Annotated in this window: 15 protein-coding genes; 11 read left to right on the top strand and 4 right to left on the bottom strand. The window is 69.1% G+C overall.

The window, feature by feature from the left end; all coding sequences use genetic code 11:
* Window positions 1-49: 49 nt before the first annotated feature.
* Window positions 50-931 (bottom strand): formyltetrahydrofolate deformylase, encoded by an 882-nt coding sequence (purU, locus tag AB5J55_RS05565; protein ID WP_369269581.1) that lies wholly within the window; start codon window positions 929-931, stop codon window positions 50-52.
* A 215-nt stretch (window positions 932-1,146) separates the two neighbouring features.
* Here purU and AB5J55_RS05560 point away from each other — a divergent pair, with 215 nt between their 5' ends.
* The 5 genes from AB5J55_RS05560 (at window position 1,147) to AB5J55_RS05540 (ending at window position 9,397) form a co-directional block, all read left to right on the top strand.
* Window positions 1,147-2,616, top strand: a complete 1,470-nt coding sequence (locus AB5J55_RS05560) for an aldehyde dehydrogenase family protein (RefSeq protein WP_369269580.1) — start codon at window positions 1,147-1,149, stop codon at window positions 2,614-2,616.
* Window positions 2,617-2,636: 20 nt separating this feature from the next.
* Entirely contained in the window at window positions 2,637-3,722 is a 1,086-nt protein-coding gene (locus AB5J55_RS05555) for a glycine betaine/L-proline ABC transporter ATP-binding protein (protein ID WP_328883176.1), read from the top strand.
* On the top strand, window positions 3,722-5,725 hold the full coding sequence (locus tag AB5J55_RS05550; RefSeq protein ID WP_369269579.1) for an ABC transporter permease: 2,004 nt from the start codon (window positions 3,722-3,724) through the stop codon (window positions 5,723-5,725). The genes AB5J55_RS05555 and AB5J55_RS05550 overlap by 1 nt, the downstream gene beginning before the upstream one ends.
* A 13-nt stretch (window positions 5,726-5,738) precedes the next feature.
* Entirely contained in the window at window positions 5,739-6,710 is a 972-nt protein-coding gene (locus AB5J55_RS05545) for an ABC transporter substrate-binding protein (protein ID WP_369269578.1), read from the top strand.
* Between the two features lie 248 nt (window positions 6,711-6,958).
* A complete protein-coding gene (locus tag AB5J55_RS05540) occupies window positions 6,959-9,397 on the top strand; it encodes an FAD-dependent oxidoreductase (RefSeq protein ID WP_369269577.1) in 2,439 nt (812 codons plus the stop codon).
* Window positions 9,398-9,403: 6 nt separating this feature from the next.
* Here AB5J55_RS05540 and AB5J55_RS05535 read toward each other — a convergent pair whose 3' ends face one another.
* The gene (locus AB5J55_RS05535) at window positions 9,404-10,201 is read right to left on the bottom strand and encodes an IclR family transcriptional regulator (RefSeq protein WP_369269576.1); all 798 of its coding nucleotides are present in this window, start codon (window positions 10,199-10,201) and stop codon (window positions 9,404-9,406) included.
* A gap of 187 nt (window positions 10,202-10,388) precedes the next feature.
* On the opposite strand from AB5J55_RS05535, the gene AB5J55_RS05530 reads away from it, so the two are divergent.
* Together AB5J55_RS05530 and AB5J55_RS05525 are read left to right on the top strand one after the other, a co-directional pair.
* On the top strand, window positions 10,389-10,808 hold the full coding sequence (locus AB5J55_RS05530) for a YciI family protein (RefSeq protein ID WP_369276102.1): 420 nt from the start codon (window positions 10,389-10,391) through the stop codon (window positions 10,806-10,808).
* A gap of 8 nt (window positions 10,809-10,816) precedes the next feature.
* A complete protein-coding gene (locus AB5J55_RS05525; protein ID WP_369276101.1) occupies window positions 10,817-11,962 on the top strand; it encodes an RNA polymerase sigma factor in 1,146 nt (381 codons plus the stop codon).
* Between the two features lie 24 nt (window positions 11,963-11,986).
* Here AB5J55_RS05525 and AB5J55_RS05520 read toward each other — a convergent pair whose 3' ends face one another.
* Window positions 11,987-15,226, bottom strand: a complete 3,240-nt coding sequence (locus AB5J55_RS05520; protein WP_369269575.1) for a BTAD domain-containing putative transcriptional regulator — start codon at window positions 15,224-15,226, stop codon at window positions 11,987-11,989.
* Between the two features lie 363 nt (window positions 15,227-15,589).
* Here AB5J55_RS05520 and AB5J55_RS05515 point away from each other — a divergent pair, with 363 nt between their 5' ends.
* The 4 genes from AB5J55_RS05515 to AB5J55_RS05500 all read left to right on the top strand — a co-directional run bounded on the left by AB5J55_RS05515 (window position 15,590) and on the right by AB5J55_RS05500 (window position 18,728).
* A complete protein-coding gene (locus AB5J55_RS05515; protein WP_369269574.1) occupies window positions 15,590-16,489 on the top strand; it encodes an NAD(P)-dependent oxidoreductase in 900 nt (299 codons plus the stop codon).
* A gap of 508 nt (window positions 16,490-16,997) precedes the next feature.
* A complete protein-coding gene (locus AB5J55_RS05510; RefSeq protein WP_369269573.1) occupies window positions 16,998-17,609 on the top strand; it encodes a cytidylate kinase family protein in 612 nt (203 codons plus the stop codon).
* Complete coding sequence (locus AB5J55_RS05505; RefSeq protein WP_369269572.1) at window positions 17,606-18,076, top strand: NUDIX domain-containing protein; 471 nt, start codon at window positions 17,606-17,608, stop codon at window positions 18,074-18,076. The genes AB5J55_RS05510 and AB5J55_RS05505 overlap by 4 nt, the downstream gene beginning before the upstream one ends.
* A gap of 58 nt (window positions 18,077-18,134) precedes the next feature.
* A complete protein-coding gene (locus AB5J55_RS05500) occupies window positions 18,135-18,728 on the top strand; it encodes a GTP cyclohydrolase I (RefSeq protein ID WP_369269571.1) in 594 nt (197 codons plus the stop codon).
* Window positions 18,729-18,742: 14 nt separating this feature from the next.
* On the opposite strand, the gene AB5J55_RS05495 is transcribed toward AB5J55_RS05500, so the two are convergent.
* Window positions 18,743-22,201, bottom strand: a complete 3,459-nt coding sequence (locus tag AB5J55_RS05495; RefSeq protein WP_369269570.1) for an NB-ARC domain-containing protein — start codon at window positions 22,199-22,201, stop codon at window positions 18,743-18,745.
* Window positions 22,202-22,216: the final 15 nt, after the last annotated feature.

Genomic DNA, 22,216 nt, shown 5'->3' with positions numbered 1-22,216 from the left:
CGACGAGTGGGCCGGGGAGCCGGCCCACTCACCCATGTGGCCGAGTCGTTCAGCGGAACACGACCGTGCGGTTGCCGTCCACCATGACGCGGCTCTCGCTGTGCCACTTCACGGCGTGTGCCAGCACCTGCGCCTCCACGTCCCGTCCGACCGTGACCAGCTCGCCGGGGTCGAGCGAGTGGTCCACCCTCACCACGTCCTGCTCGATGATCTGCCCCTCGTCGAGGTCGGGCGTCACATAGTGGGCGGTCGCGCCGACCAGCTTCACGCCGCGCTGGTACGCCTGGTCGTAGGGGCGTGCGCCCTTGAAGCTGGGCAGGAAGGAGTGGTGGATGTTGATGGCGCGGCCCTCGAGCTGCTTGCAGAGGTCGTCGGAGAGGATCTGCATGTAGCGGGCCAGCACCACCAGGTCGACGTCCAGCTCCTGCACCAGCTCCAGCAGCCGCGCCTCGGCGCCGGGCTTGGTCTCCTTGGTCACCGGGACGTGGTGGAAGGGGACGCCGTACGTCTGCGCGAGCCCCTCGAAGTCCCGGTGGTTGGAGACGATCGCGGGGATCTCGATGTTGAGGGCGCCGGTGCGCATGCGGAACAGCAGGTCGTTCAGGCAGTGTCCGAACCTGGACACCATGATCAGTGTCCGGACCGGCGTCGCCGCCTCGCTCAGGGTCCAGGAGATGCGGTACGCCTGGGCGACGGGACCGAACCGGTTTCGCAGGCCTTCCGGAGTGGCGTCGGGATCGGAGACGTCGAAGTGGACCCGCATGAAGAAGCGGCCCTGGAGTCGGTCGTCGAACTGCTGGCTTTCCAGGATGTTTCCGGAGTTCCTGACGAGAAAGCCGCTCACGGCGTGAACGAGACCGGCACTGTCGGGACAGGAGAGGGTGAGAACGTACTCGCGGCCGGATGGCGATCGGGGGAACTTGGGGGACACGTCGGCCTCCGTCGGTGCGCATTGCACAACATGGTGAGCGATGCGCAACATGGTCTGCTCGGTGCCCCTTCCGGTCAAGGGTGGCCGGGAACGTGATCGCATGGTCAAATCGTCATCGGCCAACCTCTTGACGTCCGTCTGGTCATTCGCAAGGGTGTTCCACCACAAGCAATCGGGTGCACGATGCGCAACGACTTCGTTGAAAGGCTCGGCGCGTGGCAGACCTGTACGTGGATGGTGAATGGCGGGAGCCGGTGGCCGGCGGGCAGCGGGACATCCGGTGCCCCGCCGACGGCACGCTCGTGGCGACCGTGTCGGAAGGGACACGTGCCGACACCGAGGCGGCGATCGCCGCGGCCCGCCGTGCCTTCGACGAGGGGAACTGGCCGGGCACTCCCGAGCGGGAGCGTGGCGCGCTGCTGCTGCGCACCGCCGACCTGATCGAGCGCGACGCCAAGGAGTTCGCCCGCGCCGAGTCCCTGGACACCGGCAAGCGGCTGGTGGAGAGCGAGTACGACATCGCCGATGTCGTCTCCTGTTTCCGCTACTACGGCGGCATCGGGGGCACCGACGCCGGCCGTGTGATCGACACCGGCCGCGACGACGCCGTAAGCCGCGTCGTCCACGAGCCGGTCGGCGTGTGCGGGCTGATCACACCCTGGAACTACCCGCTGCTGCAGGCCAGTTGGAAGGTCGCCCCGGCGCTCCTCGCCGGCAACACGATCGTCCTCAAGCCCAGTGAGCTGACCCCCTCCACCTCCATCCTGCTGATGAAGGCCCTGGAGGAAGCCGGGCTCCCGGCCGGCGCCGCCAACCTGGCCCTCGGCGCCGGGCCCGAGGCGGGCGCACCGCTCAGCGAGCACCCCGCCGTCGACATGGTCTCCTTCACCGGCGGCGTTCAGACCGGCAAACGCATCATGGCCACCGCCGCCGCGAGCGTGAAGAAAGTGGCGTTGGAACTCGGCGGCAAGAACCCCAACGTGGTCTTCGCCGACGCCGAATTCGAGACGGCCGTGGACTTCGCGCTCACGGCCGTCTTCCTGCACTCCGGGCAGGTCTGCTCGGCCGGCGCCCGGCTGATCGTCGAGGACTCCCTGCATGACCGCTTCGTCGACGAGGTCGTCCGCCGTGCCCGGCAGATCCGCCTCGGCGGCCCCTTCGACCCCGAGGCCGAGACCGGGGCGCTGATCTCCGCACAGCACCGCGCCAAGGTCGAGGCGTATGTCGCGGCCGGCCTCGCCGAGGGCGCCGTGCTGCGCTGCGGCGGTGCCCGGCCGGACGACCCCGCGCTGGGAGACGGCCACTACTACCTGCCCACCGTCCTCGACGAGTGCCGACAGGACATGCGCGTGGTGCACGAGGAGTCCTTCGGACCCGTGCTCACGGTCGAGCGCTTCACCGACGAGGACGACGCCGTACGCATCGCCAACGACACCGAGTACGGACTGGCCGGAGCCGTCTGGACGCAGGACGCGGGCAAGGGCCAGCGCGTCGCCCGGCGGCTGCGTCACGGCACGGTGTGGATCAACGACTACCACCCCTATGTGCCGCAGGCGGAATGGGGTGGGTTCGGGCATTCGGGCGTGGGCCGGGAGTTGGGGCCGGCCGGCCTGAACGAGTACCGGGAGCCCAAGCACATCTGGCAGAACATCCAACCCCGGCCGCAACACTGGTTCCGCGGCTGAACGCCGAAAAGAGGTCGAACGTGACCACACAGACCGAGGTGCCGCAGCGGCGCGGCACGCCGCAGGACTCGGGCTCCACCCCGGTCATATCCGTACGCAGGCTGTGGAAGGTGTTCGGGCCGAAGGCCGACCAGGTGCCTGACTCCGAGGAGTTGCGCGGCCTCACCCGACGCGAGCTCATGGACCGCACCGGATGCACCGCAGCCGTACGGGACGTCCACTTCGACGTCTCGCCCGGCGAGGTCTTCGTCGTCATGGGCCTGTCCGGCTCCGGCAAGTCCACGCTGGTGCGATGTCTGACCCGGCTGATCGAACCCACCGCCGGCGAGATCGTCTTCGAGGGCGAGGACATCCGCAAGGCCGACGCGGGACGCCTGCGCGACCTGCGGCGCCGCAAGTTCTCCATGGTGTTCCAGCACTTCGGTCTGCTGCCCCACCGCCGCGTCGTCGACAACGTGGCGTTCGGGCTGGAGATCCGCGGCATGGGCAGGGCCGAACGGGCCAAGCGGGCCATGGAGGTCGTCGAACTGGTCGGCCTCGCCGGCTACGAGAACTCCTACCCCGACCAGCTCTCCGGCGGCATGCAGCAGCGCGTCGGACTCGCCCGCGCGCTGGCCGGCGAGCCGGACGTGCTCTTCTTCGACGAGCCGTTCTCCGCGCTCGACCCGCTGATCCGGCGCGACATGCAGAACGAGGTCATCCGTCTGCACCACGAGGTCGGCAAGACCATGGTGTTCATCACCCACGACCTCTCCGAGGCCCTCAAGCTGGGCGACCGCATCCTGATCATGCGCGACGGCAAAATGGTCCAGTGCGGCACCGGCGACGAGCTGGTGGGCGCCCCGGCGGACGACTACGTACGCGAGTTCGTGAAGGACGTGCCGCGCGGCGACGTGCTGACCCTGCGCTGGATCATGCGCCCGGCGCAGCCCGACGACGCCCTGGACGGACCGGAGTTGGGACCGGACGTCGTGGTGCGCGAGGCCACCCGGGCCGTACTGGCCGCCGAGAAGCCGGTCAAGGTCGTCGAGAACGGCAAGCTGCTCGGCATCGTCGGCGACGAGGAGATCCTCGCGGTGGTCGCCGGGCGGGAAGGCGACGCGTGATGACCGTCGCAGTGGAGAAACCCGAGAAGACCGGAGCCGTCGAGGAACCGGCCGCTCCCGCCAGGGCCGAGCGCAGGATCAGCCGGCCCATGGTGGTCGCCGCGATCCTCGTCGTCTGGCTGGTGCTGTTCCTCGTGCTGCGCGGCAAGCAGACCCTGACCCTGGCGGCGGCCGACCTGACCGATCTGCACCGGTGGTTCAACGACGTCAACGACTCGGTCGGCGCGAACCGCAACTCCAACCCGCTCTTCCTGTACTTCTTCAACGAGATCCGGCTGGTCATCGACTCCCTGGTGACCTTCGTCCAGGAACTGATCTCGCAGCCCACCCCCGGTCGGCCCGTCCCGCAGATCGGCTGGCTGGGTGTCGTCGGCATCGCCGGCTACGTCTCGTGGGCCGTGGGCAACTGGCGGGTCGCGCTACTCGCCGTGGCCGGCTTCACCTTCCTGGGCCTTCAGGGCCTGTGGCAGGAGAGCATGGACACCCTGGCGCTCACCGTCTCCGCGGTCTTCGTGGCGCTGCTGTTCGCGATCCCGCTGGGTGTGTGGGCGGGGCTGTCCGACCGGGTCAACCGGATCGTGACGCCCTTCCTGGACTTCATGCAGACGATGCCGACCTTCGTCTATCTGGCCCCGCTGACGCTGTTCTTCCTCATCGGCCCGGCCTCCGCCACCATCGCGACGCTGATCTACGCGGCACCGCCGGCGATCCGTATCACCGCGCACGCCATCCGCTCCGTACCGACGACCACGGTCGAGGCGGCCGACTCGATGGGCGCCACGCGACGGCAGACCCTGACGAAGGTGCTGCTGCCGATGTCCAAACGGACCGTGGTGATGGGCGTCAACCAGACCATCATGGCCGCCCTGGCCATGGTCACCATCGCGGCCCTGATCGACGCGCCCGGCCTCGGCAAGACCGTCGTCCAGGCACTCCAGTCCCTCGACGTCGGTACGGCCTTCAACGCGGGGCTGGCCATCGTCGTCATGGCCATCGTGCTGGACCGGGTCACCACCGCGGCGAGCGGACGAGAGGAGGAGGCCCGGCGTTCGAAGAACCGCTTCCTGGGCTGGCGGCGCCCCCTGCTGGGCGTGGGCGCGGCGGTCACGGCCGTCCTGATCTTCATCTCCCACACCTATGTGTGGGCGGCGGAATTCCCCGGCGAGGGCGGCATCGGCAGCGCCATCTCCAGCGGGGCGGACAACGTGACCACCTGGGCGCAGGACAACCTCGGGGGCCTCACCAACGCCATCCGTGACGTCATCACCACCGGTCTGCTCAACCCGTTCCAGACGCTGCTCACGGACTCCCCGTGGTGGCTCGTCGGCGCGGCCCTGATCGCGCTCGGCGTCGTCGTCGGCGGCCTGCGCGCCGGCATCACCACGGCGGTCTGCGTGGGCCTGCTGGTCGGCACCGGGGTGTGGTCGGACAGCATGACCACGCTGGCGTCGACCGTCGTCGCCACGGTCCTCGTGATGTTGCTGGGCATCGGCTTCGGCGTGTGGATGGGGCGCAGCGCGCTGGTGGACCGGCTGATCCGTCCCACCCTGGACGCGGCCCAGGTCATGCCGCCGTTCGTCTATCTCGTGCCGTTCCTCGCCCTGTTCGGCGCGACCCGCTTCACGGCGATCGTCGCCGCCGTCGTCTACGCGGCCCCCGTCGCCATGAAGATCATCGCCGACGGGGTGCGGAACGTGCCGGCGACCACCGTGGAGGCGGCCACCTCCGCCGGGTGCAACACCTGGCAGATCATCACCAAGGTCCAGCTGCCGATGGCACGCAGCGCCCTGACTCTGGCGACCAACCAGGGCCTGATCTATGTGCTGTCGATGGTCGTGGTGGGCGGCCTGGTGGGCGCGGGCGCCCTCGGCTACGACGTCGTGGCCGGCTTCTCGCAGGGCCAGCTGTACGGGAAGGGGCTCGCCGCGGGGCTCGCCATCGTCCTTCTCGGAGTCATGTTCGACCGGATCACCCAGGCAGCGGCGCGACGTGCCGGCGCATAAGGAGTCACTGATCATGGCAAGGCAAGCAACACACTGGAGATACGGCGTGGCCGGCATCGCCGTCCTCGGTCTCACCCTCACCGCATGCAGCGGCGCGAAGGTCGGTGACGACAGCGCCGGCGGCTCGGACAGTTCCGGCAAGTGCGGCACCTTCAACCTCGCGATCAACCCGTGGGTGGGCTACGAGGCCAACGCGGCGGTCGTCGCGTACGTCGCGGAGCAGGACCTCGGCTGCAAGGTGGTCAAGAAGGACCTGAAGGAGGAGATCGCCTGGCAGGGCTTCGGGACGGGCGAGGTCGACGCCGTCATCGAGAACTGGGGCCACGACGACCTGAAGAAGAAGTACATCACCGACCAGAAGACCGCCGTCGACGCCGGCCCGACCGGCAACAAAGGCCTCATCGGCTGGTACGTGCCGCCGTGGCTGGCCAAGGAGCACCCGGACATCACCGACTGGAACAACCTCGACAAGTACGCCGCCGAGTTCAAGACGTCCGAGTCCGGCGGCAAGGGCCAACTCCTCGACGGCGACCCGTCGTTCGTCACCAACGACGAGGCCCTGGTGAAGAACCTGAAGCTGGACTACAAGGTGGTGTACGCGGGCAGCGAGGCCGCCCTCATCCAGGCCTTCCGCAAGGCGGAGAAGAACAAGGAATGGGTGATCGGCTACTTCTACGAGCCGCAGTGGTTCATGTCCGAGGTGCCGCTCGTCAAGGTCAAGCTGCCGGAGTACAAGACGGGCTGTGACGCCGACGCGGAGAAGATCGCCTGCGACTACCCCGTGTACGAGCTGGACAAGATCGTCAGCGCGAAGTTCGCCAAGTCCGGCAGCCCCGCCTATGACCTGGTCAAGAACTTCACCTGGACCAACGACGACCAGAACGCCGTGGCGAAGTACATCGCGGTCGACAAGATGACCCCCGAGGCCGCGGCCAAGAAGTGGGTCGAGGCCAACCGCGACAAGGTGGACGCCTGGCTCAAGTAGGCCCTTGGCGGGCCCTTCACGGATGCCCGGTGGGCGGTGCGAGCGGGATGCGCACCGCCCACCGGGCATCGCTGTGTCCGGGCGTGTTTCCCGAGGTCGCGGACCGGCCGGGGTGCCTCGGGCCGGCTGCAGGCTGCACCCCTTGACACCCACCTGCACGACGGGCACATTGAGTTGCGCAACCTGAACCAAGTTGCGTGAGCGGCAACTGGATCGGATCGACTGGTTAGCCAACCGGAGGTGCGGCGATGGCGGGTCCCCGAGTGGTCATCATCGGAGCGGGAGTCGTCGGTGCGGCGCTCGCGGACGAGATCTCCGCGCGAGGCTGGACCGAAGTGACCGTGGTCGACCAGGGCCCGCTCCCCGCCACCGGGGGCTCCAGTTCGCACGCCCCGGGCCTGGTCTTCCAGACCAACTCCTCCAAGACCATGACCGAGCTGGCCCGCTACACGGTCGAGAAGCTCTGCTCCCTGGACGTCGACGGCCAGCCGTGCTTCCTCCAGGTCGGCGGCCTGGAAGTGGCAACGACGCCCGAGCGGCTGACGGAACTGCGGCGCCGCCACGGCTGGATCACCGCCTGGGGCATCGAGTCCCGGCTGCTGAGCGCCGAGGAGTGCGTCGAGCAGCACCCCCTGGTCAACCCCGACCGGGTCCTCGGCGGTCTCCTGGTCCCGACGGACGGGCTCGCCAAGGCGGTGCTCGCCGTCGAGGCGCAGATCCGCCGGGCCACCGAACGCGGCGTGCGCTTCCTCGCCCGCCACGAGGTCCTCGACGTCCGGCAGGCCGACGGCCGCGTCACCGGCGTCCACACCGACCAGGGCGAGATCCCCGCCGACATCGTGGTGTGCTGTGCCGGCATCTGGGGCCCGAGGATCGCCCGCATGGTCGGCATGAACCTGCCGCTGACCCCGCTCGCCCACCAACTCGCCTGGACCGGCCCCGTCCCGGCCCTCGCCGGCCAGACCGAGAAGGCGGTCCGCCCGATCCTGCGCCACCAGGACGCCGACCTCTACTACCGCGAACGCTTCGACGGCATCGGCATCGGCTACTACGGCCACCGCCCGATGCCGATCTCCGCCGACGACATCCTCTCCGTCGACGAGGCCGACGAGATGCCCTCGGTCCTGAAGTTCACGCAGGAGGACTTCGAGGACGCCTGGACCGAGACCCGGTCCCTGCTGCCCGCCACGAAGGACGCCAAGGTCGAGGAGGGCATCAACGGCCTGTTCTCCTTCACCACCGACAACTTCCCGCTCCTCGGCGAGTCCCCGGACGTCAAGGGCTTCTGGGTCGCCGAGGCCGTCTGGGTCACCCACTCGGCGGGCGTCGGCCGGGCCATGGCCGAGTGGCTGGTCGACGGGTACTGCTCCTCCTTCGACCTGCACGAGTGCGACGTCAACCGCTTCGAGCCGCACCAGCTCTCCCCGGAGTACGTCCTGGCCCGTGACTGCCAGAACTTCGTCGAGGTCTACGACATCCTCCATCCCCTCCAGCCCTCGGGCGACCCGCGCCCGATCCGCACCAGCCCCTTCCACGTCCGCCAGCGCGAGCACGGCGCCTTCTTCCTGGAGGCGAACGGCTGGGAGCGCCCGCACTGGTACGAGGCCAACGCGGCGCTGACCGAGGGCCGTTCGGTCCCCACCCCCAACGACTGGGCCGCGCAGTACTGGTCGCCCATCGTCGGTGCCGAGGCCCAAGTGACCCGCGAGACGGTCGCGTTGTACGACATGACGGCCCTCAAGCGCCTGGAGGTGACCGGCCCCGGTTCGGCGGCCTTCCTGGAGCGGCTGTGCACGGGCAAGGTCGCGAAGTCGGTCGGCTCCGTGACGTACACCCTCCTCCTGGACCACGACGGCGGCATCCGCAGTGACATCACCGTCGCCCGCCTGGCCCGCGACCGGTTCCAGGTCGGCGCCAACGGCAACCTCGACCTCGACTGGTTCACCCGCCACCTCCCCGCCGGCGGCACGGTCCAGGTCCGCGACATCACCCCCGGCACCTGCTGCATCGGCCTGTGGGGCCCGCTCGCCCGCAAGGTCCTGCAGCCGCTGACGGACGAGGACTTCTCGAACGACGGGCTGAAGTACTTCCGCGCCAAGCGCGCTTACATCGGCAGCGTCCCGGTGACGGCGATGCGCCTGTCGTACGTCGGCGAACTCGGCTGGGAGCTCTACACCACCGCCGACCAGGGCCTGAAGCTGTGGGACACCCTGTGGCGGGCGGCCGAGCCGCTGGGCGGCGTCATCGCGGGTCGCGGCGCCTTCAACAGCCTCCGGTTGGAGAAGGGTTACCGCTCCTTCGGCACCGACATGACCTACGAGCACGACCCTTACGAGGCCGGCGTCGGCTTCGCCGTCAAGCTCGACAAGGACGACTTCATCGGGAAGGCGGCCCTGGAGCGCCGTAGGACGGAGGTGCGACGGAAGCTGACCTGCCTCACCATCGACGACCCGCAGTCCGTCGTGATGGGCAAGGAGCCGGTGTACGACGGCGACCGCGCGGTCGGCTACGTCACCAGCGCGGCCTACGGCTACACGATCGGCAAGGGCATCGCCTACGCGTGGCTGCCGAGCGGGCTCACGGCTCCCGGTACGGCGTTGCACATCGGCTACTTCGACCAGCGGGTCGAGGCGGTCGTGGCCGAGGAGCCGTTGTTCGATCCGTCGATGTCCCGGCTCCGTGGGTGAGGGTGTTCAGTCCGGAGAGCCCATCCGGTGGCTGATCTCGTCCGCGCCCCTCATCAGCGCAGGGGCGAGCTCGTGGATGCGCTCCTCGGTGAGGCGGTAAGCGGGGCCGGAGGCGCTGAGGGCGGCGACTACGTCGCCCTCGCGGGACCGGATCGGGGCGGCGACGGCGTGCAGTCCGATCTCCAGTTCCTCCAGCGTCACCGCGTATCCGCGCTCCCGGGTCTCGGCGAGGTTCCTCTCCAGTTTGGTCTTCGCGGTGAGCGTGTGCGGGGTCATCTTCTGCATCCCGGACGCCGCCAGCACTTCGGCGCGCTCCTTCGCCGGCCGGTGGGCCAGCAGGATCTTGCCGCTCGACGTGGCGTGCACCGGGGTCAGCCTCCCGACCCAGTTGTGCGCACCGACCGCTCCCGGGCCCCGTACCTGATAGAGGTTGACGGCGTAATGCTCCTGCAGGACCGCGATGTTGACCGTCTCGCCGATCTCCTCGCTGAGCCGCTCGCACACCGGCCGGCCCTGCTGTGTGATGTCCAGGCGGCTCGTCACCGCGCCCGCCAGACGCACGATCCCGAAGCTGAGCCGGTACTTGCCCCGCTCGGCCGTCTGCTCGACAAGACCGCGCGACTCCAGCGCACCCAGGAGGCGGAACGCGGTCGACTTGTGGACGTCGATCTCTGCGGCGACCTCGCTGACTCCCGCCTCACCGCGTTCAGCGAGGATCTCCAGGACGCTGACAGCACGGTCGACGGACTGCACGCCGCCCACCGCGGGACCTGCTGTTTCTCCATCTGCCGCGTGGTTGCTCATAGCGCAACTATAGGCCGGGCCCCGAAGGCTGCCCAGCGAAGAGTGTGAGTCAGCTCACTTCATCGTGATCGGGGCCTCGGAGGTGTCGGCGAAAAAAGTCTGCCGCGGATGTCGAGAACCCGCGCCCTGCTCCGTCCCCGGGGTGAACGCGACCACAATGGGTCGCACCAGCACCGAGGAGAACATCATGGCCAAGTACCTGCTGCTCAAGCACTACCGCGGCGCTCCTGCAGCGGTCAACGACGTGCCCATGGACCAGTGGACGCCGGAGGAGATCTCCGCACATGTGCAGTACATGAACGACTTCGCGGCCCGGCTGGAGAAGACCGGCGAGTTCGTCGACGGTCAGGCGCTCGCCCCCGAAGGGAGCTGGGTCCGTTACGACGGGGAGGGGCGCCCGCCGGTCACCGACGGCCCGTTCGCCGAGACCAAGGACCTCATCGCCGGGTGGATGGTGATCGACGTCGACAGCCACGAGCGCGCCGTCGAGCTGGCCGGGGAACTGTCCGCCGCCCCCGGCGCGGGCGGCAAGCCGATCCACGAGTGGCTGGAGGTGCGCCCGTTCCTGGCCGCGGCGCCCACCGTCACGGAGTGCTCCTTCAAGTGACCTCATCGATCGACGAGGCCCTGCTCAGGAGCCTCACACCGAGCGTGCTCGCCGTCCTCGTCCGCCGCGGAGCCGACTTCGCGGCGGCCGAGGACGCCGTACAGGACGCCCTGGTCGAGGCCTTCCGCGTCTGGCCGGCCGACCCTCCGCGCGATGCGAAGGGCTGGCTGGTCACCGTGGCCTGGCGCAAGTTCCTCGACGCGACCCGGTCGGACGCAGCCCGCCGCCGGCGTGAGGGCCTCGTGGACGAGGAGCCGGCGCCCGGGCCCGCGCCCGCGGTCGACGACACGCTCCAGCTCTACTTCCTGTGCGCCCACCCCTCGCTCACACCGTCGTCGGCGGTCGCGCTCACCCTGCGCGCCGTCGGCGGCCTCACCACCCGGCAGATCGCCCAGGCCTACCTGGTGCCCGAGGCGACCATGGCGCAGCGCATCAGCCGCGCCAAGCGCACCGTCTCCGGCGTGCGGTTCGACCAGCCCGGCGACGTCGCCACCGTGCTGCGCGTGCTCTACCTCGTCTTCAACGAGGGCTACTCCGGCGACATCGACCTCGCCGCCGAGGCCATCCGGCTCACCCGGCAGCTCGCGGCCGCGATCGACCACCCCGAGGTGGCGGGGCTGCTCGCCCTCATGCTGCTCCACCACGCCCGGCGCGCCTCCCGGACCGCGCCCGACGGCAGCCTGGTGCCGCTCGCCGACCAGGACCGCGGCAAGTGGGACACCAAGTCGATCGCCGAAGGCGTCGACATCCTGCAGACGGCGCTCGCCCGCGACCGGCTCGGCGAGTTCCAGGCCCAGGCCGCCATTGCGGCACTCCATGCCGACGCGCCCGTCGCCGAGGAGACCGACTGGGTGCAGATCGTCGAGTGGTACGACGAACTCACGCGTCTGACCGACAGCCCGGTCGTCCGCCTCAACCGAGCGGTCGCCGTGGGCGAGGCCGACGGACCGCGCGCGGGCCTCGCGGCACTCGCGGAACTGGACGACTCGCTGCCCCGCCACACCGCGGTGGCGGCCTATCTCCACGAGCGCGACGGCGACCTGGCGACGGCGGCACGGCTCTACGCCGAGGCGGCCCAGAAGGCCCCCAACCTCGCCGAACGCGACTACCTGACCCGCCAGGCCGCCCGCCTCAACACCCGCCGACGACGCTGACCCCCGCGGCATGCCGCCGCCGGCTCACCGGGGCGCCGGGTGCGTCGACTCCGCCGCGACCTGGCTCTCGTGGTCCCGCTGGGCGCCGACGGTGAACTCGTGGGCGTACGCGGCCTCGTCGATCGTGGCACGCAGACGGCCGGAGATGCGCTCCACGTCGCCCTGCTCCGCAGGGGGAAGCGGGGCCCCGGCCCGCTCCCTGGTCGCCGCCGCCGTACCGAGCAGACGGATCGCCCGCTCCACGGCCCCGGCCAGGGAGTACGCACCCGCCAGGCCCTCGAGGGCCAGGGCGACCGAGCGGGGGTCCTTGGTCGTCGAGGCGGCCGCGAGGCCGTCCCGGTGGTACGCGAGCGCCCGGCGCGCCTCGCCGCGCTGCTCGGCGATGAAGCCCAGCTCGGCCAGGACCAGAGCGAGGCCCGGTCCGTCGCCGCGCCGGCGGTTCCAGGCCAGCCAGGGCCGCAGCCACTCCTCGGCGGCGTCCAGTCGGCCCTGGCGCCGGGCGCTGAGCGCGAGGCCCAGCGCGGCGAACTGCTCGGCGGGCTGATTGCCCTGTTCGACCGCGAGCCGCAGGGCACGCGTGTGCAGGTCGTCGGCCTCGTCGTAGCGCCGGGTGAGAAGGGCGATCCTGCCGAGGCCCGACAGCTTCGTGGACATCTCAGGCCAGGTCTCCAGAGCCTGGGCGATCCGTAGGCTCTCCCGGTGCAACCGGGCCGCCCGGTCGTAGTCGCCGTTGATCTCGGCGAGCCTGCCGAGCACATCGGTCGTCTTCAACCGGCCCCACAGGTCGCCCAGTTCCGCGAAGTGGGCGCGAGCCTCCTCGGCGTTGCCGCGCAGCGACTCCAGGTCACCGCGGGCCAGGGCGAAGCAGGCACGTGTGGTCAGCGCGGCGGCGGTGCCCCACGCGTCGCGCAGGGTGCGGAAGCGGACCAGGACGCGCTCGACGCGCCGCTCGCCCGCGGCCAGCGCCCCCACCGTCCACTGCGCGTGCGCCAGGAACCACTGCGCCCTGGTCGACTCCAGGGTGGACGCGGGATCGTACGCGTCCAGGGCGCCGCATTCCCGGTCGTGCTCGCCGAGCAGCAGGCGGATGCCCGTGTACCAGAGCTCCGCCTCCCCGCGCTCCTCGGGCGTGGCCTCGCCCGGTGTGTCCAGGGCCGTGGCCAGCGCCCTGCGGGCCTCACCCAGCCGACCCCGGACGTACCAGTACCAGGTCAGCGAGTTGACCAGGCGCAACGCCTCCTGCGCGGCCCCGGCCCGGGCGGCCTCGGCCAGCGCGCGCTGCACATTGCCCGCCTCCAGGTCGAGGTACTGGAACCAGCGGGACTGCTCCCGCTCGTGCAGATGCGGCCTGGCGCGCTCGGCGAGGCGGACGCAGTGGTGCAGGTGCCGGGCCGCGGTCTCGGCGTGCTCACCGGACTCGGCGAGCCTGTCACGCGCGTAGACCGCGACGGACTCCAGCAGCCGGTAGCGCGGACCCTGCGGTCCCTCGGTGCGGACCGCCAGTGAGCGCTCCACGAGCAGGCTCAGCGCATCGAGGACGTCGGCGGGGGACACGCCGCCCCCGGAGCACACGTCCTCGGCCGCCCGCAGACCGGAGCCCTCACTGAACACCGACAGCCTGCGCAGCACGGTCTGCTCCCGGACGTCGAGCAGGCCCCAGCTCCAGTCGAGCGTGGCCTGGAGGGTCCGGTGCCGTGAAGGGGCGTCCCGGTAACCGCTGTTGAGCACCTTGAAGCGGTCGTCGAGACGGTCGTGCAGTTCCCTGATGCCCAGCGATCGCACGCGCGTGGCGGCCAGTTCCAGGGCGAGCGGGATGCCGTCGAGGCGCCGGCACACATCCGCGACGAGCGGCGCGGTGGTGGCGTCGAGCACGAACTCCGGGTCCGTGGCCTTGGTCCTGTCGACGAAGAGACGTACGGCGCCCGCGCTCGTCAGCGCGTCGAGGTCCGGTCGGCCCTCCGGGGGCAGCGACAGCGGGGCCACCGGATACACCGTCTCGTCCCGGGTGCGCAGCGGTTCCTGGCTGGTCGTCAGGATGTGCAGGTGCGGGGCCCGGCCCAGCAGCAGGCGGGCCAGCTGCGCGACGGCCTCCACGACGTGTTCGCAGTTGTCCAGCACGAGCAGCAGCCGTCGGCCGGCCAGCGCGCTCGCCAGGCGTTCCGTCGGGCTCTTGGCGTCGTCGTCCGAGGTGTTCTCGCGGATGCCCACCGTCGCCATGACCTGCTCGGCCAGCGACTCGGCGTCGGCGAACCGCTCCAGGCCCCCGGCGTCCGCGAGTTCCACCAGCCGGGTGCCCTCGCCGAACGCGTCGGCCAGGCTCTGCGCCGTGGCCTCGGCGAGGCGGGTTTTGCCGACCCCTCCCGGGCCCGTCAGCGTCACCAGACGGCTCTGTAGGAGCAGCGTCCGGATCGCCTGAACATCCTGTTCGCGGCCCACCAGGGGCGAGGCCGAACCGATCGGCCCAGGACCGGCCTGAACCCCGGCGACCGACTGCGCGGGCGGCTCCGGTCGGGTCAGAACGGGGTCGTGGCGCAGGATGGCCTGCTGCAGTGCCTCCAGGGACGGACCGGGGGTCAGCCCCAACTCCTCGTCGAGCCGGCGCCGCAGATCGTTGAAGCAGTCGAGCGCCTCGGAGGAGCGTCCCGACTGGTACAGCGCCCACATCAGCGCGCCTCGCAGCCCCTCGCGGAACGGATGCCGTTGCACCAGCTCCGTCAACTCGCCCACCAGCAGGTTGTGTTCGCCCAGCTCCAGACGTACCCCGGCGTGTTCCTCCACCGCCGTGAGGCGCTCCTCCTCCAGGCTCGCCGCCGTCGGCCGCACGGACGGCTGGTCCGCGAACTCGGCATAAGCGGGGCCGCGCCACAGCCCCAGCGCCTTGGTGTACAGCGCCGCCCGCGTCACCGGGTCCTCGCCGGACCTGGCCCGGGCGACGAGTTCGCGGAACCGCCCGGCGTCGAGCGCTCCGGCAGGGATGTCCAGGACGTATCCGGGCGGCCGGTGCGCGACCAGTTGACGGCCGCCCGCCTCCGCGTCCTCCAGCGCGCGCCGCAGCTGGGAGACCTTGGCCTGGAGCGACGCCGTGGGCCGTGCCGTGAACGTCGAGCCGCCCCACAGGCCCTCGATGAGCCGGCCCGCCGGGACGACCTGCCCGCGGTGTGCGAGCAGATCGGCGAGGAGCATCCGCACCTTGACTTCGGGTACCCGCACGACACGTCTGCTGTCCGTGCGCACCTCCAGCGGCCCCAGCACCCCGAATTCCATGATCTCAGCGTAACCGGCCGCCACCTGCCGCGACTTGCGACGAAAAGAGCTCGACCACCTGCCCGAAGTGCCTGGGCGCAGCATTTCCGAAGCCGTCCGAAGCGATTCCGAAGGGGCATGCGCGAAGGTTCCCCGAGGAATGCGGTTCGGCGGCGTGGCGGAAGGTACGGGGCAGGTGGCCGGGCAGGAGCGACCGTGGCCGGCGATCATCATGGGCGGCATCAGGAAGGGACGGTTCGGGCACCTCGCGGCGAAGTGGCTCGCCTCGCACGGGGCTCCGGCACCCGGACCACCGCATTCCTAACGGCACGCCCCGCGGGCGGCCCGTTCAGCAACGCCATTTCTTACTGGAGGAATTGATCCATGGTTAGCAACCACACCTCGGTGTCGGTGTCGGTGTCGGTGCTCGGCCTCGGCCTGATGGGGCAGGCCCTGGCCGCCGCCTTCCTGAAGGCGGGGCATGCCACCACCGTGTGGAACCGCTCGGCGGACAAGGCCGACGGCCTCGTCGCGGACGGCGCGGTGCTCGCCGCGACCCCCGCCGACGCAGTCGCCGCGAGCGACCTCGTGGTCGTGTGTGTGTCGACGTACGACGTGGTGCACGACGTCATCGGCTCGCTGGGCGACGAGCTGCACGGCAAGACCGTGGTCAACCTGACCACGGGTTCGTCCGAACAGGCCCGCCGGGCCGCCGAGTGGGCGGAGAAGAACGGCGCCAAGTACCTCGACGGCGCCATCATGATCACCCCGCCCGGCATCGGCGCCGAGACCTCGGTCCTCTTCTACGCCGGCGACCAGGCCGTCTTCGACGCCCACGAGCCCGTGCTGAAGCTCCTCGGTGGCGGCACCACCTACCTCGGCACCGACCACGGCAAGCCCGCCCTCTTCGACGTGTCGCTGCTCGGCCTGATGTGGGGTGCCCTCAACAGCTTCCTGCACGGCGTCGCCATCGTGGAGACCGGCGGCGTCAAGGCGCAGGAGTTCCTGCCGTGGGCGCACATGTGGCTCGACGCCATCAAGATGTTCACGGCCGACTACGCCGCGCAGATCGACGCCGGCGACGAGAAGTTCCCGGCCAACGACGCCACCCTGGAGACACACCTGGGCGCGCTCAAGCACCTCGTCGAGGAGAGCGAGGCACTCGGCGTCGACAGCGAACTGCCCAAGTACTCCGCGGGGTTGATGGAGGGCATCATCGCCCAGGGCCACGCCAAGAACAGTTACGCCAGTGTCGTGAAGGCGTACCGCCGTCCGCAGCAGTGACCAGGTCCGGTACTCGCTTCACCCCCTGACGAAGGGGCCGGTTCCGAATCCTCCTCGGGGCCGGTCCCTTCCACATGCCCGAACACCGGCGCCGCGGAACGCGGTCCGGATTTCCGGCCTTCCGATCTTCGGGCCGTCCGCTGTTTCGGCCGTCTTCTCGTCCATCAGACCCTCTACTGCACGATGATCACCGCGGACCGCTGCAACCGCCCCCGAGCCCGTGTCTTCCAGCCCGGCTGGGAGACCGACAGTGGACCAACGGGGTTCACGGAACGGACGGCGCGGCCCGGCGGCCGTAACCGGGGCCCTGACCCAGCTTTCACCGGTCGCGGGCAGCCTGGTTCACCGGCCGTGGCAACTCGCCGAGAGCCCTGGCATCGACTCCAGGTCCGGACGTCTTCTTCCCATTTGACGCAGTATCGAAAAAGCGGGACGGTCTCCGGTATCGTGGCTGGCGCGGCAATCATGCAAAGCATCTCGTGATCACTCGATCGAACAAGGGGTGGCATTGCGCGGTCTGAATATTGCAGTCTCGGGTCTCACGGCGGCAGGAAAGACCACGCACAGTCGACTGCTTTCTGCTGAGCTGGGCTATCGGTACGTTTCGGCCACCGCCATCATCGCCGACATGATCGGGATACCACGCTCCGAAGTCGACTCGGGATTCTGGCAGAAGTATGGCGAGGAAATTGCCAGACTTCGGGACACCACGAACCTGGATCGAGAGCTGGATACGCGCCTGCTCGATGAGGCCGCTTGCGAAGAGGGGCTGGTGATCGACGCGTGGGCTTTACCGTGGTTGGCTCCTCCGGAAAACTGCCTGTTCGTGTGGATTGAATCCGACCATCGGTCGCGAACGCTGAAGGCGGCGGTTTCGGACGAGTGCAGAAACACGCTCGAGTGGTACTCGGAATTCATCAAGCACAAGGATGACGATACGCGGGCGCGTTTTCTGTCGATCTATGGATTCGACCTGTACGGTGCTCGGCAGCATTTCGACGTCGACCTCGAAAACAGCCACTTCATCACCGAAGCCACGCGCGCGGACTCGGATCGCGGTATTTCCGGATTCCAGCCGGAGCTTCGCCGGGCCGTCGAGCGGAAATTGCGCCCACAATGATTCTGACAGAGAAGATGGGTGAGGGAAGTATTGTGAAAGCCGAGGATCGTAAGCGAGACCCGAATCTGGACGCCATCCAGAAGGTCGGGGCGGCTGTGGTGAGCGACGGCAAGGTGATGGTCGTACGCAAGAAAGGCCAGCGAACGGACGAGTACTTCATGGCCGGCGGGAAGATGGAGGGGGAGGAGACCCAACGTCAGACACTGGTGCGGGAACTCCAGGAAGAGTTGGGTGTCGAGGTGGCCGACTATCAGTACATCGGCTCGTATGAAGACCTTGCCGTCTTTGAGGGAACCCCCATCGTCCTGCACGCCTACTGTGTGCACATTGCCGGGCGACCGCAGCCGCACAATGAGATCAAGGAATACGCCTGGATCGACTCCGAATTCGAATCCAAGGGCTTCAAAGTGAGCTCGATCATGGCCCAGCATGTGATCCCGCGCCTCGTGGAGATGGGTCAGATCTGATACGCGGTGCATCGATCGGATCGGCGCTACCCAATGCAGCGATCAGGAGGGGACCGTCATGGAACATCACCTTACCGGCGTGGACAGGGCCAAGCTGGAGAAGGCTCAGCAAATGATCGGCGAGGCCTTCGGTGAGGACTCGGAAGAAGTCATCCTGCGTTCCCCGGATCGTTTTGCACGCTGGCAGGAGAAAGCGCTGTCGGAGCCCCGGGACGCCTACAAGAGGGATGAGCTGCGGTTATTCCCCGTGAAAGGTGAGAGCTGCGTCGGTCTGGTGACGATCAAAGCGACCGCTTTTTCAGCGTGCGAGCATCACTATGCGCCGGCGTGGCTCAAGGCAACCATAGGGTACGTGCCCGACCGGTCGTTCATCGGCTACTCGAAGATAGTGAAGATGTTCCGGCATTTCGCTTGCCGCTACACCATGGACGAGCGCCTCTGCAATGAGTTCGTGGCGGAGTTCGTCGAAATGGTGGAACCGTTGGGGGTCGGTGTCGTACTCCGCGGCAAGCACTTCTGCGTCATATCCCGCGGAGGCCCGGAGTCCGACTTTCCGAGCGTGACGGCGCTGTGGGGGCACCTCAAATCGGATGCGCAACTCCGGGACGAGTTCCACCGACACGCCTTCACTTCCTGGGAGAACGGTGTGTAGATCTTTGGGTGTCCTCAGCCGGAGACGTAGTGGAACAGATAGACTCCGGCCCCTCCGACGGCGCATACCAGCCGCCCGTCCGGGTGCCAGGCGACCCAGACGAGAGGGCCGGCCACGCGGAGCGCGCAGCAGCAACGGCCTGTTCCGACGTCCCATATGCGAAGGGTCTGGTCGTTGCTCGCCGTTGCTATCAGCGAGCCGTCGGGGGAAAAGGCGCACCGGTCGGCCCAACTCGTGTGCCCAGCCAGCCGTACGTGCTCCTGACCGTCACTGACACGCCATAGCCTCAGCGTGCGATCGCCGCTGGCAGTCGCCAGCAGGTGCCCGTCGGGGGAGAAGGCGCAGCTTTGTACCCCGCTTGTGTGGCCGTGCAGGGCGAGGTACTCGATGCCGTCCGTCACCCGCCACAGTTTCACCACGCCGTTCGCCGTGCCTGCGGCGAGCAGTTGGCCGTCGGGGGAGAAGGCGCAACTCCTGACTCCGCTGGAGTGATCGTCGAGAACGGCGCGCGGCGAACCGTCTGCGGCATGCCACAGCCTGACCGTGTGGTCGGCGCAGCCAGTGGCGAGCAGCCGGCCGTCCGGAGAGTAGGCGCAGCTACGGATCCAGTCGGTGTGCCCGTCGAGGGAGGCCCGTTCGGTGCCGGTGTGGACGTCCCACAGGCGTACCGATCGATAGCTGGTCGTTGCCAGTGCCCTCCCGTCAGGAGCGAAGGCACAGCTGATGACGCGGTTGTCATGGCCGGAGAGGGTGCGAAGCAGCCCGCCGTCGGCGACGCTGCGCAGCTGAACGGTCGAGTCGTAGCTGGTGGTCGCGATCAGGCTGCCGTCGGGCGAGAATGCGCAGCTGTTGACCTTGCTTACGTTTCCGGCGATCACCGCGTGCGGCGAGCCGTCGGAGACGCGCCACACGCGCAGGGTCTGGTCATTGCTGACGGTCGCAAGCAGAGTCCCGTCCGGCGAGAAGTCGCAGGACCACACGGCTCCCGTATGACCTACGAGCCTGACCTTCTGGCTGCCGTCGCCGGTGCGCCAGAGTTGAGCCGAACCGTAGCTGGTGGTTGCGATCAGGCTGCCGTCGGGGGAGAAGGCACAGGAGTCCACCTCGTCGGTCTGGCCGGTTGTGATGTCCCGCGCGCTGCCACCGGGGAAAGTCAGCAATCGCACCGCACCGTAACCGGCGGCCGCCACCCGCCTCCCGTCGGGGGAGAAGGCGCAACACCACACGCCATGGCCGATGTTGGCGCTCACTGACTGCTGTCTCCCGGTGGTGACGTTCCACAGTCTGACGGCCCCGTCGGCGCCCGCCGTGGCGATCAGCGACCCGTCGGGCGAGAAGTCACAGGCGCGTATCTCGTCCGTGTGTCCCTCGAAGACCCGTAGTTGGGTTGCGTCCGATACGCGCCACAGCCTCATGGTGCGGTCCGCACTCACAGTGGAGAGCAGCGCTCCGTCCGGTGAGAAGGCGCAGTCGCGTACCCAGTCCGTGTGTCCCCGCAGGACGGCGATCTGTTGCCCTGACACCATGTGCCACAGGCGCGTGGTGTGGTCGGTGCTCGTCGTCGCCAGCACACTGCCGTCGGGCGAGTAGGCGCAGCTCCAGACGCCGCCTTGATGTCCCGTCAGGACAGCGGTCTCGGCGCGATCGGACAGCCTCCATATCCGAGCGGTTGCATCGTCGCTGGTGGTGGCGATGCTCTGACCGTCGGGCGAGAAGGCACAGCTGGTGACTCCGCCGGTGTGTCCGCCCGGCCTCGGCTGATCCACGGCGTGACGGTCCGGCAGCGGCCACGCCGGCTCCAGACGAGGGGTGTCCAGATGGGCGCGAAAGCGTTCGAGTACGTCCTCCAGCGCGACGGTGCCTTGCAGCCGGCTGGCGAGTGTCGCGCCCAGTGCGGACGGCGGGTCGATGGACCCGAGCAAAGGTGCGGCCTGGCGCAGTTGCTCGTGCAGGGTCCTGAGCACGGGCTCATCGGTCAGGCTCAGATCCGCCTGCACCGTGACGACCGACCCGAGCCGATGGGTCTTGACCTCGGTCCAGCGCAGGTCGGTGAGCAGACTGCTCAGTTCGTTGGTGAGTCCCGCCTGGGCCAGGTGGTAGGGAAGGTGGTGCCACAAGTACGTGACGTGTGGTGGCAGTTCCCACCAAGCCTGCGCTGCTCCGTCGGGCAGTAGCACGGTCGCTGCTTCCACCAGCCTGCCGTGAACCTGGCGAAGTTCGTCCTGCCCTCGTTGCCGCCTGAGGTAGGCGCGCACCACGTCATGCATGACGAGCCGGGGCTCCGGTGCGTCCAGGCGGTACTCGGAAACCAGCCCCAGCCCGACGAGCTCGCCGCACAGGTCCTCGGCGCGGCGTCCCTCCCACAGCAGCTCGAGCAGATACAGAGGGACGTCGATGTCTTCCGGGAAGATCGCCAGATCCAGGTAGCGCTCGTAGTCTGCCGCGTCGAGCAGGGCGGCGCTCGCCTGCACGGTGGCAGCCACGGCCGTATTGCGGTCCATGGGGCGGGCGGCGTCGAACGCCTGGGGCCCGTCCGTGGCAAGTTGCCGCACCACTTCCCTGGCCGCCGCGTCCGGGGCCTGACCCCAGGCTATGCGACGTCGCAGGGCACCGTTGACGAGGTTCAGCAGGACTGGCCATCTGCCCGCCAGAGCCACCAGTTGCGACAACTCGGCGGGCGGCAGTTCGGTGACCCCGTCCGCCACCAGGCGTCTTGCTTGGTCGTCCGACATGGCGTCCACGCGGATGCGCACCGCTTCCGCCGACAGCAGGTCGGGCACTCGCGTCGTGAACAGCCGGGTGCATCCGTGTCCGCCCAACCGGAAAGGACTCAGCTGCGACTCGTCCCAAACATCGTCCACGACGAGCAGCACCGGGGCGTGCTCGTCGAGCAGGCGCCCCAGCTCAGCTCCGGCAGCTTCCGGTTCCGAGACTGCCGGGCGCTGACCGCTCAGGAGAAAGGCCAGGTCATTGATGCGAACGGCCAGAGCGGCGCCTCTTACTTCCTGCCCGACCGTGACCCACAGGAGTCCGCCCGAGTATCGCCCAACCAGCTCGGGTCGGTGGCACACCCAGGTTGCGAGCCGTGTCTTGCCGAAGCCACCCGCTCCCTGCAGGCCGGTCGTCAGCCCGACCTCGCGCCCCTCTTCTCCGGTGAGCGCCGCAAGCAACTGGCCGCCCAGTTCCGGACGCTCGATCATCCGGTCCAGCGGCGGGGCCATCCAGGGAACACCGCCCTGCGGGCCTCGTGGTGTGTGAACCGACGGGCCGCCGATACCGACAGACAGGACGAGGCCCAGTACACCCAGAGGGAAGGCGAGGATGTTGGCCCAGCCGGCTACGGTGTCGAACTCACCGCCGAACAGGGCCCACACGGGAAGCGCTCCGCACAGTGCGGCTGAGGCCGCCCCCGCGAACGTCCATCCGATACGCGCCCAGGGTGATTGCCTGTTGTGCCGGGGATGACCGTTCACGTGGGTATGGTGCCC

The organism is Streptomyces sp. R11, from assembly GCF_041051905.1.
Lineage (GTDB): Bacteria > Actinomycetota > Actinomycetes > Streptomycetales > Streptomycetaceae > Streptomyces.
Note: the sequence above shows the minus strand (reverse complement) of the source record. Positions and strands in the feature narration are given on the sequence as shown.